The sequence below is a fragment of the Sphingobium lactosutens genome, from assembly GCF_013393185.1.
GTDB lineage: Bacteria > Pseudomonadota > Alphaproteobacteria > Sphingomonadales > Sphingomonadaceae > Sphingobium > Sphingobium lactosutens_A.
Genome location: NZ_QJQX01000052.1, coordinates 37,654 through 52,329, shown reverse-complemented (window position 1 = coordinate 52,329; position 14,676 = coordinate 37,654). Strand labels below are relative to the sequence as shown.

15 protein-coding genes and 2 riboswitches are annotated in these 14,676 nt (G+C 66.2%); of the genes, 12 read left to right on the top strand and 3 right to left on the bottom strand.

What is annotated here, in order from left to right; all coding sequences use genetic code 11:
- Nucleotides 1-28 precede the first annotated feature (28 nt).
- On the bottom strand, nt 29-1,549 hold the full coding sequence (adh, locus tag DM806_RS12315) for an aldehyde dehydrogenase (RefSeq protein ID WP_179043763.1): 1,521 nt from the start codon (nt 1,547-1,549) through the stop codon (nt 29-31).
- 165 nt (nt 1,550-1,714) lie between these two features.
- Nucleotides 1,715-1,938, top strand: a riboswitch (cobalamin riboswitch).
- Nucleotides 1,939-2,122: 184 nt separating this feature from the next.
- Between adh and DM806_RS12310 the strand changes: the two genes are divergently transcribed.
- Complete coding sequence (locus DM806_RS12310) at nt 2,123-4,048, top strand: TonB-dependent receptor plug domain-containing protein (RefSeq protein ID WP_179043490.1); 1,926 nt, start codon at nt 2,123-2,125, stop codon at nt 4,046-4,048.
- Between the two features lie 53 nt (nt 4,049-4,101).
- Here DM806_RS12310 and DM806_RS12305 read toward each other — a convergent pair whose 3' ends face one another.
- Nucleotides 4,102-4,956 carry an ABC transporter substrate-binding protein gene (locus DM806_RS12305; protein ID WP_179043489.1) on the bottom strand — a complete coding sequence of 285 codons (855 nt, stop codon included), beginning with the start codon at nt 4,954-4,956 and terminating at the stop codon, nt 4,102-4,104.
- Between the two features lie 47 nt (nt 4,957-5,003).
- Here DM806_RS12305 and DM806_RS12300 point away from each other — a divergent pair, with 47 nt between their 5' ends.
- The 11 genes from DM806_RS12300 to DM806_RS12250 all read left to right on the top strand — a co-directional run bounded on the left by DM806_RS12300 (nt 5,004) and on the right by DM806_RS12250 (nt 13,676).
- Complete coding sequence (locus DM806_RS12300; RefSeq protein ID WP_256869278.1) at nt 5,004-6,002, top strand: FecCD family ABC transporter permease; 999 nt, start codon at nt 5,004-5,006, stop codon at nt 6,000-6,002.
- Nucleotides 5,996-6,793 (top strand): ABC transporter ATP-binding protein, encoded by a 798-nt coding sequence (locus DM806_RS12295; protein WP_179043488.1) that lies wholly within the window; start codon nt 5,996-5,998, stop codon nt 6,791-6,793. Before DM806_RS12300 ends, DM806_RS12295 begins: the two co-directional genes overlap by 7 nt.
- Nucleotides 6,792-6,976, top strand: a riboswitch (cobalamin riboswitch). (Overlaps the previous gene by 2 nt.)
- Before the next feature lie 148 nt (nt 6,977-7,124).
- Nucleotides 7,125-7,532: a DUF1636 domain-containing protein gene (locus tag DM806_RS12290; RefSeq protein ID WP_179043487.1), complete on the top strand. Its 408-nt coding sequence runs from the start codon at nt 7,125-7,127 to the stop codon at nt 7,530-7,532.
- Nucleotides 7,529-8,545, top strand: coding sequence for a nicotinate-nucleotide--dimethylbenzimidazole phosphoribosyltransferase (gene cobT, locus DM806_RS12285; RefSeq protein WP_179043486.1), 1,017 nt, complete (start codon nt 7,529-7,531; stop codon nt 8,543-8,545). The genes DM806_RS12290 and cobT overlap by 4 nt, the downstream gene beginning before the upstream one ends.
- Nucleotides 8,542-9,111 (top strand): histidine phosphatase family protein, encoded by a 570-nt coding sequence (locus DM806_RS12280; protein WP_179043485.1) that lies wholly within the window; start codon nt 8,542-8,544, stop codon nt 9,109-9,111. Before cobT ends, DM806_RS12280 begins: the two co-directional genes overlap by 4 nt.
- Nucleotides 9,108-9,827, top strand: coding sequence for an adenosylcobinamide-GDP ribazoletransferase (locus DM806_RS12275; RefSeq protein ID WP_179043484.1), 720 nt, complete (start codon nt 9,108-9,110; stop codon nt 9,825-9,827). Before DM806_RS12280 ends, DM806_RS12275 begins: the two co-directional genes overlap by 4 nt.
- Complete coding sequence (locus tag DM806_RS12270) at nt 9,824-10,804, top strand: threonine-phosphate decarboxylase (protein WP_179043483.1); 981 nt, start codon at nt 9,824-9,826, stop codon at nt 10,802-10,804. The genes DM806_RS12275 and DM806_RS12270 overlap by 4 nt, the downstream gene beginning before the upstream one ends.
- Nucleotides 10,797-11,732: an adenosylcobinamide-phosphate synthase CbiB gene (gene cbiB / locus DM806_RS12265; RefSeq protein ID WP_179043482.1), complete on the top strand. Its 936-nt coding sequence runs from the start codon at nt 10,797-10,799 to the stop codon at nt 11,730-11,732. Before DM806_RS12270 ends, cbiB begins: the two co-directional genes overlap by 8 nt.
- Nucleotides 11,733-11,755: 23 nt before the next feature.
- Nucleotides 11,756-12,268 (top strand): bifunctional adenosylcobinamide kinase/adenosylcobinamide-phosphate guanylyltransferase, encoded by a 513-nt coding sequence (cobU, locus tag DM806_RS12260; RefSeq protein ID WP_179043481.1) that lies wholly within the window; start codon nt 11,756-11,758, stop codon nt 12,266-12,268.
- Between the two features lie 167 nt (nt 12,269-12,435).
- Entirely contained in the window at nt 12,436-13,356 is a 921-nt protein-coding gene (locus DM806_RS12255) for a formylglycine-generating enzyme family protein (protein ID WP_179043761.1), read from the top strand.
- Nucleotides 13,353-13,676 (top strand): hypothetical protein, encoded by a 324-nt coding sequence (locus DM806_RS12250; protein ID WP_179043480.1) that lies wholly within the window; start codon nt 13,353-13,355, stop codon nt 13,674-13,676. The genes DM806_RS12255 and DM806_RS12250 overlap by 4 nt, the downstream gene beginning before the upstream one ends.
- Nucleotides 13,677-13,707: 31 nt before the next feature.
- Here DM806_RS12250 and DM806_RS12245 read toward each other — a convergent pair whose 3' ends face one another.
- Nucleotides 13,708-14,649, bottom strand: coding sequence for a class I SAM-dependent methyltransferase (locus DM806_RS12245; RefSeq protein ID WP_179043479.1), 942 nt, complete (start codon nt 14,647-14,649; stop codon nt 13,708-13,710).
- Nucleotides 14,650-14,676: the final 27 nt, after the last annotated feature.

The window sequence follows — 14,676 nt, the reverse complement described above, 5'->3', positions numbered from 1 at the left end:
CGTCTTCGCTGCGAGCCGCCGCCTCGGCTCAGAAGAAACCCAAAGCCTTCGGGCTGTAGCTGACCAGCAGATTCTTGGTCTGCTGATAGTGATCGAGCATCATCTTGTGCGTCTCACGCCCGATGCCCGACTGCTTGTAGCCGCCAAAGGCCGCATGGGCCGGATAGGCATGGTAGCAATTGGTCCACACGCGACCGGCCTGGATACCCCGGCCCATGCGATAAGCGCGGCTGCCGTCACGGGTCCAAACGCCTGCGCCCAGCCCGTAGAGCGTGTCGTTGGCGATCGCCAGCGCCTCGGCCTCATCCTTGAATGTCGTCACCGACAGGACCGGACCGAAAATCTCCTCCTGGAAGATGCGCATCTTGTTATGGCCCTTCAGCACGGTCGGGGTCACATAATAGCCGTCGGCCAGTTCGCCATCGAGGGTCGCACGCTCGCCGCCAGTCAGCAGTTCCGCACCCTCATTGAGGCCGATCTCGATATAGGAGAGGATCTTTTCCAGCTGGTCGTTCGACGCCTGCGCACCGATCATCGTGCCCGGATCGAGCGGACTGCCCTGCTTGATCGCCTTCACCCGCGCAACGGCGCGCTCGATGAACTTTTCATAGATGCTCTCCTGAATCAGCGCGCGGCTGGGACAGGTGCAGACCTCGCCCTGATTGAGCGCGAACATCGCAAAGCCTTCCAGGCACTTGTCGAAATAATCGTCATCGGCATCCATCACATCCGCGAAGAAGATGTTCGGGCTTTTGCCACCCAGTTCCAGCGTGACCGGGATCAGGTTTTCCGACGCATATTGCATGATCAGGCGGCCAGTCGTCGTCTCGCCGGTGAAGGCGATCTTGCTGATCCGCTTGTTGCTGGCGAGCGGCTTGCCCGCCTCCACGCCAAAGCCGTTGACGACGTTCAGCACGCCGGCGGGCAGCAGGTCGCCGATGATCTCCATCAGCACCAGCACCGACATGGGCGTCTGCTCGGCGGGCTTGAGCACCACGCAATTGCCGGCGGCCAGCGCAGGCGCCAGCTTCCACACCGCCATCAGGATCGGAAAGTTCCACGGAATGATCTGGCCGACCACGCCCAGCGGTTCGTGGAAATGATAGGCGATGGTGTCATGGTCGATCTCCGCGATCGACCCTTCCTGCGCCCGGACGCAGCCGGCGAAATAGCGGAAATGGTCGATGGCGAGCGGGATATCAGCATGGGTCGTCTCACGGATCGGCTTGCCGTTGTCGATCGTCTCGGCCATCGCGATCAGGTCCAGATTGGCCTCCATCCGGTCGGCTATCTTCAAAAGAATGTTGGACCGCTCGGTCGGCGATGCCTTACCCCAGGCGTCCTTCCCCTTGTGGGCGGCGTCGAGCGCCAGTTCGATATCCTCGGCGGTGCCGCGTGCCACCTGGCACACGACCTGGCCCGTCACCGGCGAGATATTGTCGAAATATTCGCCACGGACGGGTGCGACCCACTGGCCCCCGATGAAATTCTCATATTTTTCGCGGATCAGCGTTTTTCCCGCGAACCGCTCCAGCGCCTGTTGCAACATCATCCTTCTCCCGAGCTGGTTTGAAAATCTGGCCTCCAAGGTGGCACAGGGGGCGAATGACGCAATTGGACCTTAGGTCGATAGCCGCGCTTCCTGCCGCAAAAGCGAAAGCCGATTGCGAAAATCGCGATGCGCGCTAAGGGCGATCAGGTGGGGAACCAATGCTTCCCACATGATCGCGCCGGTGCCCCGCAAGGGGCTTGAATGGGAACATGGTGAGGCGGCTTTCCCGAAAGCCGGCAAATCCAGGGCTGTCCCTGCAACTGTAAGCGGTGAGCGCGATGCACGGGTTCTGGAGCAATCCGGAACAGCCACTGGGGAAACCTGGGAAGGCGTGCATCAAGCGACGACCCGTGAGCCAGGAGACCAGCCGGCGTGGGTCGCTCATTGTCCCAGGTCCAGGGAAAGGCCGGGGCACGGAGGAAGTCCGTCGAGCGACGACCAAGCGGCGCGGGCCGCTTCGGCGCAGGGCATGCGGGCGCATGACGCCGGCTCGCCAGCCATGCGCCGGCCGATCGCACGGCGCGTATCGGCAGGCCCCGTCTTCGTTGCCGGTGTTCGGAGGGGGCCTCCATGAAATTTGTCACGACCATTTCCCTGATTGCCTTGACGGCGGCGACGCCCGCCCTGGCGCAAACGCCCGACGGCGAACCCGGCACCCTGCCCGGCGACGAGATCATCGTCACCGCCTCCCGCTCCGGCGAGGGCATCAAGGCCAGTCAGCTAGGCGCGTCCGTCACCGTGATCGACAACGCCACGCTGGAGGCGCGCCAGACGCGCGTCGTATCGGACGTGCTGCGCGACGTGCCCGGTATCGCCGTCAGCCGGATCGGCGCAATGGGCGGCCAGACCCAGGTCCGCCTGCGCGGCAGCGAATCCAACCATGTGCTGGTGCTGATCGACGGGATCGAGGCGGCCGATCCCTATTATGGCGAATATGATTTCGGCACGCTGATCGCCGATCCCGCCGTCCGGATCGAGGTGCTGCGCGGCCAGCAATCCTCGCTCTACGGGTCCGACGCGATCGGCGGCGTCATCAACTATATCACCCTGTCGGGCCGCGAGGCGCCGGGCATCAGCGCGCGCGCCGAGGGCGGCTCCTTCGGCACATTCAACGGCGCGGCGCGGGTCGCGGGCGCCAGCGATGCCATCGACTATGCCCTGTCCGCTTCCTATTATGACACGGACGGCTATCCGACCGCGCGCGGCGGCAACCGCGATATCGGGTCGCAGAGCCTGGGCGCCAGCGGCAAGCTCAACTGGACGCCGACCGATACGCTCAAGCTGACCGGCGTCCTGCGCTACAGCCTGACAAAGGCCGACACCAACAATAGCGAATATGATCCCGCCAGCCCGCTCTTCGGCTACACCGTCGACAGCCCCGGCGTGCGCTATCGCAACGAAGCGCTCTATGGCCTGTTGTCGGCGCAGCTGACCGCGCTTGACGGGCGCTGGATCAACACGCTGTCGGGCCAGTTTGCCGACACCACGCGCAAGGGCTATGCCTCCTATGGCTTCGACTATGGCGACAAGGGCCGGCGCTATAAAGGCTCCTTCACCTCCAGCCTGACGCTGGGGACGGAGGCCGTGACCCACCGCATCACCGGCGCGGTCGACGTGGAGCGGGAGAGTTTCCGCAACCTCTCCAGCTTCGCCTTCATGGGCAAGCGGCATACCGACAATCTGGGCATTGTCGGCCAATATGAACTGACCGCCGGTGCGCTGTCGCTGGGCGGTTCGCTGCGTTATGACGAAAATAACCGCTTTGACGACACCACCACCTGGCGGGTGCAGGGCAGCTATCTGCTCCCCACCGGCACGCGCATCCGCGCCGCCTACGGCACGGGCCTCAAGAATCCCGGCTATTATGAACTCTATGGCTATATGGACGGCACCTATATCGGCAACCCGAACCTGAAACCGGAAAAGTCCGAAGGCTGGGAAGCGGGCCTTGAGCAGAGCGTAGGCGGCTGGGCGACGATCGGCGCGACCTGGTTCGATTCCACGCTGAAAGATGAGATCTACACCAGCTACCCCGCCCCGGATTTCATCGCGACCCCCGCCAATCGCGACACGAAGAGCAAGCAGCATGGGATCGAGGCGTTCGTCAGCGCCCAGCCCCTGCCCCAGCTGCGCTTCGACCTCGCCTATACCTGGCTCAACGCCAAGGAAGACGGCGTGCGGGAAATCCGCCGCCCCCGGCATGTGGCGAGCTTCAACACCACGGTCAGCACGGCTGACCAGCGGCTCTCCGGCACCCTCACCATCCGTTACAATGGCCGCATGACCGACACGGCCTATACCGATCCCAGCTATATCCCCATCACGGTATCGATGCAGGAATATGTGCTGGTGAACCTCAGCCTCGACTATAAGCTGTCGCGCAATATCGCTTTGTTCGGCCGGATCGAGAATCTCGCCGACGAAGAGTATGAGGAGGTGTTCAGTTTCGCCACCGCCGGCCGCGCCGCCTATGGCGGCGTCCGCCTGACCTTCTGATCGATCGGACGGCGCGCGGCATCAGCGGCGCGTCGTCCATCTCAGATCGAGTGTCAGCGATGCGTGCTATCCCACTGGATTATCTGACGCGCCATGCTCCGCGCGGCGAGCGTATAGGCCTGCGTGCCGCAGACCGTCCAGGCCTGCGGTATGCTGATGCGGGGAATGCCGCGCAGCGCCGGATGGTGCAGCATCTCGCTCCCCTGATCGGTGACGCGGTCCGTGGCGCTTTCCATAATCAGGAAATCGGGACGCGCCGCCACCATTTCCTCCAGGCTGACCTGCGCCAGCGGCGGCTTGCCGAGTTTCGCGGCGAGGTTCACCAACCCCATGCGCTGCATCAGATCGTCGATCAGCGTGCCGGTGCCGGTCATATATCCCCGCCGCTGATAATAGGCCGCGACACGTCCCCGGCCGGGCCGGGGAAGCCCCGCCAGTTCCTTCTGCATCCGCGCGACCATCGCCTCGCCCCGGTCGGCATGGCCGACGGCCAGAGCCGTCGTACGGATCGAAACGTAGATATCCGCCAGCCTGTCCGCACTCTGGAGGTCGAGCGTACGATAGCCCTGCCCCTTGATCCCCCCGAGCATGACGCTCCGGCGCCGCGCAGGCACGCCCGCGACCAGATCGGGGCGGATCGCCAATATCTGCTCGGCCGAATTGGTCAGCATCGGCAAACCCCGCGCCTGCGCCGCCTCGGCCGACATCTCCTTGTCGGCGGCGTTACGGGTCAGCCCGGCAATCTGCCCGCGATCGGCCAGCGCCATGACAAGCTGATCGGCGCAAAGGTTGAGCGACACGATCCGCTGCGGCGGACGCACGGGCTTGGCCGCCGGACGGGAGGCGACCGCAGCGCCCGCGACGACGATGCAAAGGCAGGCGGATGCAAGAAAGGCTTTGCGCGACATGGATCTTCCCATAATCGCCTCGCCATGCGCGGCAAATGGATAAGATGATGGCACCGACCCGACGGCGCATGGGACTGCTGACCTGCCTTACCCTGCTGACCGCCGCCGCGGCGATCGGATCGTTGCTGCTCGGCCCGGTCGACATCCCCCTGCCCCGCATCTGGAGCGCCATGCTCGGCCATGGCGATCAGGTGACGGACACGATCCTCTTCGACCTGCGCCTGCCGCGCACGCTGATCGGCCTCGCCGTCGGCGCGATGCTGGGCGTCGCGGGCGCGGCAATGCAGGGCTATCTGCGCAATCCGCTGGCCGAACCATCAGTGCTCGGCACGTCCAGCGCGGCGGCGCTGGGCGCGGTCGGCGCGCTCTATTTCGGCCTGTCCGAACTCCATCCCGCCATGCTGCCGCTCCTGTCGATCGGCGGCGCCTGTCTGTCGCTCCTGCTGCTCTTCTTCCTCGCCGGACGGTCGGAAAGCAGCCTGACGCTGATCCTTGCCGGCATAGCGGTGGCGACACTGGCGCAGGCGGGCATCGCACTGGCGCTCAACCTGTCGCCCAATCCCTTCGCCGCGATGGAAATCATGACCTGGCTGATGGGCAGCCTTGAAAACCGCTCCTTCGACCATCTCTGGATCGCCCTCCCCTGCATCGTCATCGGCATGGCGCTGCTGCTGTGGGACGGTCGCGCGCTCGACGCGCTGACGCTGGGCGAGGATGGCGCGCAGGCGCTGGGCGTGGACCTGCGCCGCACCCGGCTGCGGCTGATGCTCGGCACGGCGATCGGCGTGGGCGGCGCGGTGGCGGTGTCGGGTTCTATCGGCTTCATCGGCCTGATCGTGCCGCATCTGCTGCGACCGCTGACCGATCGCAGCCCCTCGGCCATCCTCCTGCCGGCAGCGCTGGGCGGCGCGGCGTTGCTCACCTTCGCCGACATCGCCGTGCGGCTCATCAACATCATGAACGAACTCAAGCTGGGGGTAGTGACGGCCTTTCTCGGCATCCCGATCTTCCTCCTCCATCTGATGCGCGAGCGGCGGCTATGGTGATGCTGGAACTCGACGCGGTCGGCGTCACGCTGGGCCGACGCAACGTGCTGGGCGGGATCAGCGCCCGGTTCGGCGACGGCGCGCTGGTCGGCATCGTCGGCCCCAATGGCGCGGGCAAGTCCACGCTTGCACGAGCGATGCTTGGCCTTGTCCCGGCGAGAGGCGATATCCGCTTCGACGGTCAGCATGTCGCCACCCTGCGCCGCGATGAACTGGCGCGCCGCGTCGCCTATCTGCCGCAGGGGCAGACGCTCCACTGGCCGATCACCGTCGAGCGGCTGGTCGGCCTGGGCCGCCTGCCCCATCTCGGCCCTATGTCCCGCATCCGCAGCCAGGACACCGCCGCCATCGAGCGCGCGATGGCGCGCGCGGACGTGCTGGACCTGCGCGATCGGATCGCGACCGAACTGTCCGGCGGCGAGCGCGCCCGCGTCCTGCTCGCACGCGCGCTCGCGGTCGAGGCGCCCATGCTGATCGCGGACGAGCCGCTCGCCAGCCTCGACCCCGGCCATCAGATCGACGTCATGGACCTGTTGCGAGCCGAAGCTCACGGCGGCGCGCTGGTGATCGCCGTCCTCCACGATCTCACCATGGCCGCACGCTATTGCGACCGCCTGCTGCTGATCGACCGGGGACGCCTTGTCGCCGATGGCAGTCCGGCGGATGTCCTCACCCCCGACCATCTCCGCACCGTCTACCGCATAGAGGCGCAGGTCGATCTGACCGGCGCATGGCCGACCGTCACCCCGCTGTGGCGCAGCCCGTTGACCGCGCCATCCAAATCGATGTAACGCCCGCCGCGTGACAGGTTCCCCGGCGACGGGGACGAAGATGGGAACGGGACAAACCCGGCTGCCCCTGCAACTGTACGCGGTGAGCCATCGGCCATATGCCATTGGAGAGAAATCTCCGAGAAGGCGGTCGATCGGCGCTGACCCGCAAGCCAGGAGACCTGCCTGTCGCGGTCGTCTTTCGCACGGACAGGGTGATCCGGGCGGACGGGGGTGAACCCGCGCGACGACAGGGAAACCGCGCGATGCGTGGCCGGTGTCGCGCACCGGCGCCATCCTGCGGCAATGTCGATGGGGTAGCCGTGCCGATATTTACGAGCCGAGACGTCCAATGCTGAAGCGGGTCGATACCGGGCCGGCGATCGTCGCCTGCAACACCTGTCGTCACAGCAAGGATATGCGCGAGGATGCCGATGGCGTTCGCGGCGGCGCGCATCTGGTGTCCGCCCTCAAACGGGTGAAGGCCGGCGATCCGCGCTATGACGATGTCGCGGTGCAGGAAATGCCCTGCCTCTTCGCCTGTCAGGATTATTGCACCGTCCATCTGCGCGCGCCGGACAAGGTCGGCTATGTCCTCGGCCGGTTCGAGCCGACCGAGGAAGCAGCCCGCGCCATATTGGACTATGCCGTCCATTATGCGGAAAGCGAGCATGGCCGCGTGCCCTTTTCGCAATGGCCCCAGGGCGTCAAAGGCCATTTCATCACCCGCACGCCGCCACCGGGATTTGTCGCCGAATGACCAGCTTCGCCTCCGTCGCCGCCTTCGAGGCCGCCCTTGCCGATTTGCGGACCCCAGACGCGGACGCCGCAAAGGCAGCGCGCGCGCGGCAGGAGCTATTGACCAAGCCGCTGGGGTCGCTCGGACGGCTCGAAGACATCGCGATCTTCTTCGCCGGCTGGCAGGGGCGTGAACGTCCGGCGATCGACCGCGCACGAACCGCCATCTTCGCGGGCAACCATGGCGTCACCGTTCATGGCGTCAGCGCCTATCCCGCCAGCGTGACCGCGCAGATGGTCGCCAACTTCCGGGCCGGCGGCGCCGCGATCAATGCGCTGTCGGCTGTGGCCGGACTGGACCTCAGGATCGTCGCGCTCGACCTCGACCGGCCCACCGCCGACTTCACCTCCGCGCCCGCCATGAGCGTGGAGGAATGCCTTGCCGCGCTCAACGCCGGCGCGGCCACGGTCGAGGATGATCTGCACCTCCTCATCCTCGGCGAAATGGGCATCGGCAATTCGACCGCGGCGGCGGCGCTCTGCGCGCGCAGCTACGGGACGGAGGCGCAATATTGGGTCGGTCCCGGCACCGGGATCGACGGCGAAGGCATCAGGCGCAAAACGCAGGTGATCGACCGCGCGCTCGCGCATCATGCCGATGCGCCCCATTCCGCTTTCGAGACATTGCGCCGGGTCGGCGGCCGTGAAATCGCCGCCATCGCCGGCGCCATCCTGCGCGCACGGAAGCTGACTATCCCCGTGCTGCTCGACGGCTTCATCTGCTGCTCCGCCATCGCCCCGCTCGCCACCGACAATCCGGCCATCACCGCCCATTGCCTCGCGGGCCATCGCTCGATGGAGCCGGGCCATGCGCGCCTGCTCGAACGGCTGGACCTTGCCCCGCTCCTGTCGCTCGGCATGCGGCTCGGCGAAGGCAGCGGCGCAGCGGTCGCCGCCACTATCGTCCGAGCCGCACTGGCCGCCCACAACCAGATGGCGACCTTCGCCGAAGCGGCGGTATCCGGTTCGCTGTGAGCGGCTTCGCCCTCCATTTCCTTCGGCACGGCGCGCCGGAACAGCCCGGCCTGATGCTCGGCCGCACCGACGTCGCGCCCACGGCGGAGGGCATCGCCGCCTGCGTCCGTCAGGTCAGCGACTTGGACATAGGCCGGATCATTTCCTCCGACCTGCAACGCTGCCGCCTGCCCGCCGCAGGCATCGGCGAAACCCGAAACCTGGCGCCGCAGATCGACCCGCGCTGGCGCGAACTCGACTTTGGCGACTGGGACGGCAAGGCCGCCAGCGCGATCGATCCCGAACCGCTGGGGCGCTTCTGGGCCGATCCCGATGAAAACCCGCCGCCACGGGGCGAACGCTGGTCGGCGCTGGTCGCGCGCATAACGTCCGCCCTCGCCGACCTGTCCCCGCACCCCACGCTGATCGTCACCCATGCCGGGGCGATCCGCGCCGCATTGCACTGCCTCTGCGGTATCGCCCGCCCGCAACTCTGGGCGTTCGACCTGCCCTATGGCGCGCGCCTGTCCCTCCACATCTGGCCCGGCGATCCGGCGGTGGCCCAGATCAGGACGCTGCGGGCATGAAGGGGCTGGTCATCGCCATCCAGTTCCTCACGCGCCTGCCGATGCCGCGCGTTAGCGTCACCGGCGCTGAATTCGCCGCGTCCATCCGCTGGTTCCCGGCGGTCGGCCTCATTATCGGGATATTGGTAGCCGCCGCCGCTTGCCTCGGCGCGTGGATCGATCCCTGGGCCGGCGCGCTTGCCGCGCTCCTCTGCTGGGTGGGGATAACGGGGGCGCTGCACCTCGACGGGCTGGGCGACATTGCCGATGCCGCCGGAGCCGCGCACAAGGATCGCGAACGGTTGATCGCCGTCCTCGCCGATCCGCATGTCGGCAGCTTCGCGATCGTCACGATCCTGCTGCAACTCCTGTCCAAGCTGATCCTGCTGCGCCTGCTGATCGAGGCGCAGGCCTATGTCGCCGTCGCCCTCATCCCCTTCGCCGCGCGGATCGGTCCGCTCGTCTGGACGCGCTTCGTCCCTCAGCTTCATGAAGGGCTAGGCGCGCTGTTCCGGGACGTCGTCCGACCGCTGGACCTGACCCTCTGGACGGCGCTCCTGATCGGCGCGGCCATCCTCTCCCCCTCGCTCTGGATCGCGCCTTTCGCATGGCTGCTCTGTTCATGGTGGCTGCGAAGCCGCATCGGCGGCATTTCGGGCGACGGCCATGGCGCCGGGATCGAAGTTACGGAAAGCCTGCTGCTTGTCGCCGCCCTGCTGTGGAGCCGGCTGACATGACCCATGCCTGGACCTTCCATGGCGGTTCGCTGGAGGCGGCCAAGGCGCATTTCGGCACGGGGGAACAGCCCTGGGTCGACCTTTCCACCGGCATCAATCCCCATCCCTGGCCCGGCACGGATGCCCTGTCCATCGACTGGCACCGCCTGCCCGAACCCGATACCCTGCGCCAGCTGGAGGCCGTTGCCTCTGTCTATTTCGGTGTAGACGCGCGCCATGTCTGTGCCGTGCCCGGCACCGAAATCGGCCTTCGCCTCGCCGGCCGCCTGATCGATGGTTCGGCCAGCCATGTCAGCCCCAGCTACCGCACCCATGGCGAAATGATCGCCGGATCGACCGCAACGGCATGGGCCGATGCGGCGCGATCCGAAGGCAGCCTGATCCTCGCCAACCCGAACAATCCCGATGGCCGCCTGATCGACCGGGCGGAATTACTCGACCTGCTGGAAGCCCGCGCCGGCAGGGGCTGGCTTATGGTGGACGAAGCCTTCGCCGATACCGATCCCGCCACCACTCTCGCGCCACTGGTGGCTGACGATCGACGCCTGCTGATCTTCCGTTCCTTCGGCAAATTTTTCGGCCTCGCGGGCGTCCGGCTGGGCTTCGTTCTCGGCCCATCGGACTTTCTGGCAAGGCTGCGCGATTATCTGGGAGCCTGGCCGCTCTCCGCCGCCGCGATCGCGATCGGCACGGCCGCCTATGGCGACAACCCCTGGATCGCCGAAACCCGCGACCGCCTGCACGCCGCTGCAACGAACCTCGACGCTGTGCTGGAGCAGGCAGGCCACCGACCGATCGGCCATTGCCCCCTCTTTCGCCTAATCGAGACGGACGAAGCGCCGATACTGTTCGAACGACTGGCCCGCGCCGGCATATTGACCCGCCCCTTCGCCGAACAGCCGCGCTGGCTGCGCTTCGGCCTTCCCGCGGATTGGGCCATCGCATTGCGGCTCGAAACCACCCTCCGCCATGGCTGATCCGGTCGCGCTCGCCGCACTGGGACTGGACGCCGCGCTTGGCTGGCCGCCATCCCTCTATCGCCGCATCAGCCATCCGGTCGGCCTGTTCGCGCGGCTGATCGAGCGATGCGAAAGCCGCTGGAACAGGCCGAATCTGCCATTCCCCATCCGCCGCGCATGGGGCGTGGCCACCGTCCTGTTCCTCATCATCCTCACCGGCGGTTCCTGCTGGCTGGTGCAGTCGCTGCTTCTGAAAAGTTTCGGCAGTCCGGGCTGGATCGCCCTTGCCCTGCTCGCCTGGCCCGCCCTCGCGCAGCGCAGCCTCCACGACCATGTCCGCCCCGTCGCGCTGGCCCTGGAAGCGGGCGATCTCCCCGCCGCCCGAACCGCCGTCGGCGCCATCGTCGGCCGCGACACGCAGGCGCTCGACGAAAGCGGCGTCGCCCGCGCCGCGATCGAAAGCCTCGCCGAAAGCTATTGCGACGGGGTGACGGCCCCCTTTTTCTGGCTGCTGGTCTGCGGCCTGCCGGGGGTCTGGGTCTATAAGGCGATCAACACTGCCGACAGCCTGATCGGCCATCGGGAAGAACGCTGGCGCGCTTTCGGCTGGGCGGCCGCGCGGACGGACGATCTGCTGAACCTCATCCCCGCGCGTCTGTCCGGTCTGCTGCTCTGCCTTGCCGGCGGAGGCGGCTGGCGCATCCTGCGGCGCGACGCGCGGAACCATGCCTCCCCCAATGCCGGCTGGCCCGAAGCCGCCATGGCCGGCGCGCTGGGCGTTCGCCTCGCCGGTCCCATCGCCTATGACGGCGTCCTGCACCCCAAGCCCTGGATCGGCGGCGAGGGCAGGCAGGCAGGCGCTCGGGACATAAGGCGCGCCCTCGCCACCTATCGCCGCGCCTGCCTGCTGCTATGGCTGATCGCTGTGGCGGCATGGCTGTTCTGACCCCCGTCCCGAAAGGCACCTTGATGACCGGACATTGCCTCTTCGTCCTCGGCGGCGCCCGATCGGGCAAGAGCCGCTATGCACAAAGCCGCGCCGAAGCGCTGCACGGCCGTGCGATCTTCATCGCCACCGCCGAAGCCTATGACGACGAAATGCGCGACCGCATCGCCCTGCATCAGGCCGATCGCGATCATCGCTGGCAAACGGTCGAAGCGCCGGTCGCGCTGCCCGACGCCGTCCGGTCGCTCAATGACCCCGGCAACATCCTGCTGGTCGACTGCTTGACCCTCTGGCTGTCCAATCTTCTGCTGATGGACGCCGATCTGGCAGCGGCGGGCGCCCAGCTGATGCAGTCCATCGCCATCTTCGAGGGGCAGGTCATCCTCGTCGCCAACGAGGTCGGCCTCGGCATCGTGCCAGATAATGCGCTTGCCCGGCGGTTTCGCGACGAAGCGGGGCGGCTGAACCAGTCGATCGCCACGATCGCCGACGAAGTCATGCTCATCACCGCGGGCCTGCCGCTCCGGTTGAAATGATCCCTGTGCGAACGATCGGCTTGCAGGATCATGCACAGCGGCTCTAGATCATCCTGCGCGCCTTGCTTCTGGAACAGAGTCTCTTCATGCCCGAAACGACATCATGCACTGCCCCATTGCCGCCGGAGGCCGCGACGACCGATGCGGGCGCAGCGCAGACGCACGGCATGCGCTTCGTGGCGGGCGGCGCCTTTCTGATGGGGTCGGACCGCTTCTATCCCGAAGAAGCGCCGGTCCGCCGGGTTCAGGTCGATGGCTTCTGGATCGACGAGACGCCCGTGACCAATCGCGAATTTGCGCGCTTCGTGGAAGCGACCGGCTATCGCACCCTTGCGGAAATCGCGCCGGACCCAAAGGATTATCCCGGCATGGACCCGGCCCTGGCACAGGCGGGATCGCTGCTGTTCCGGCGCACGAGCGGCCCGGTCGACCTGGGCGACTATAGCCAGTGGTGGAGTTTCAGCATCGGCGCCGACTGGCGCCACCCCCATGGCCCGGACAGCCATGCGGACGATCTGCCTGATCATCCGGTAGTCCATGTCGCCTATCAGGATGCGGAAGCCTATGCACGCTGGGCCGGCAAGGGGCTGCCGACCGAAGCGGAGTGGGAATATGCCGCACGCGGCGGGCTGGACGGCGCCGACTATGCCTGGGGCGACAGCCTGGCCCCCGAAGGACGGATGCTGGCCAATTACTGGCAGGGCGCATTCCCCTACGGCAACACGCTCGAGGACGGCTATGAGCGCACGTCGCCGGTCCGCACCTATCCCGCCAACGGCCATGGCCTGTACGACATGATCGGCAATGTCTGGGAATGGACGGTCGACTGGTTCGCCCAGCCACGCATCGAGCGCAAGGCGAAGGGCAGTTGCTGCGTCCCGTCCAACCCCCGTGGCGGTAGCCGGCGGGAAAGCCTGGATCCGGCAACACCCCATATCAGCATCCCGCGCAAGGTTCTGAAGGGCGGATCGCATCTGTGTGCGCCCAATTATTGCCAGCGCTATCGCCCCGCCGCCCGCCATCCCCAGGCGGTCGACAGCGCCACCAGCCATATCGGCTTTCGCTGCATCATACGGGGGCGCAAATGATGGTGCCCGGAAATGGCCTGTTCGACCTTCATTATCGCGACATGGCAAAGAATAATCCCATGACGCTTGCCCTGGACGGCTGGAGCCTTTGCATAGAAGCCTGGTCGGTGATCGGATTGCGCATTCCGCGCCTGATGGCCGGCAATCCGGATTCGGCATTGGAAGCGCAACGCATGATCGTCGAGAAGATCGAGGCGGCCGGCAGGCTGCAATGGATGATGCTGTCGGGCGATCTCGGCCCCACCGGCGGCCAGGCGATGGCGCGATCGATCGCCCATTATCGCAAGGCCGTAGCGAAAAACCGGCGCAGGCTCGACTGACCGGCGCTCCGCCGGCCTCCCCCGGTCAGCCTTATGCCACCTGCGCGCCCCGATAGAATTGCACGATTTCCTGCGGAGAGACGGCATGGTTGCATTTGCGGCCAAGGAAGAATGTCCCGCTGGCGGCATCCGACGCATAGTCCGAGCGGATGAGGGGGTCGAACCATTGCAGCCAGGCGAAGGCCATCTTGAACATCTTGCCCGCGCGCCGTGAGCGGAACAGGCTCTTGAAGAAATAATCGATCGACCAGAGCAGTTGCGTGCCGGGACCGCCGCTGACCCCCGAGCCGATCAGAGAAAATTTGCGGAAAAGATAGCGGTGGCCGCTCTCGGTGAAGCGCATGAAGTCATAAGCGCCTTCATGGACATGCTGGAGGAAGGGCGTTTCGGCATAGACGATTCCCCCCGGACGCAGCACGCGCCATATTTCTTCCACCACGGCGTGCGGATCGACCACATGCTCCAGCACCGCCTGGATCACGACCGCATCGACCGCCTCATCGCACAGCGGAATGCGATGCGCGTCGGCAATCAGTTGGGTATTGGCCGTCTGATAGATGTCGAGGGCGATGACCCTGGCCATCGGGCAATCATACAGCGCATCGGTTCCCTGGCCGATCGTGCCGCCGCCGATCACCAGCACCGATGAGCTGCGCTGCGGCGGCAAATTCTCCAGCAGCTTTGCGATATTCTCGCGCGTACTCTTCTTTTCCGGCGACAGCATCCGCTTGAACAGGCTGCGGCCGAATTCCATCTTCGGGCGTGCGATCGGGCTGCTGGCGGCAGAGGTGCGCAGGACGTCGGGGGAGAGAACCGAACTGGAAAAATCCACCAGCACAGGCTTTCCGTCCATGACCGGATAGACGAGCGGCACGTCGCCATCGGTCTCATAGCCGGCATCGGTCCGCACCAGCGGCTTGCCCGTTGCGGGACAACGGAGCAGCAGCTCAAGCCGTTCCAGATTCTCTATCATAGTCTTGCCTTGCCCGTGACCGATCGG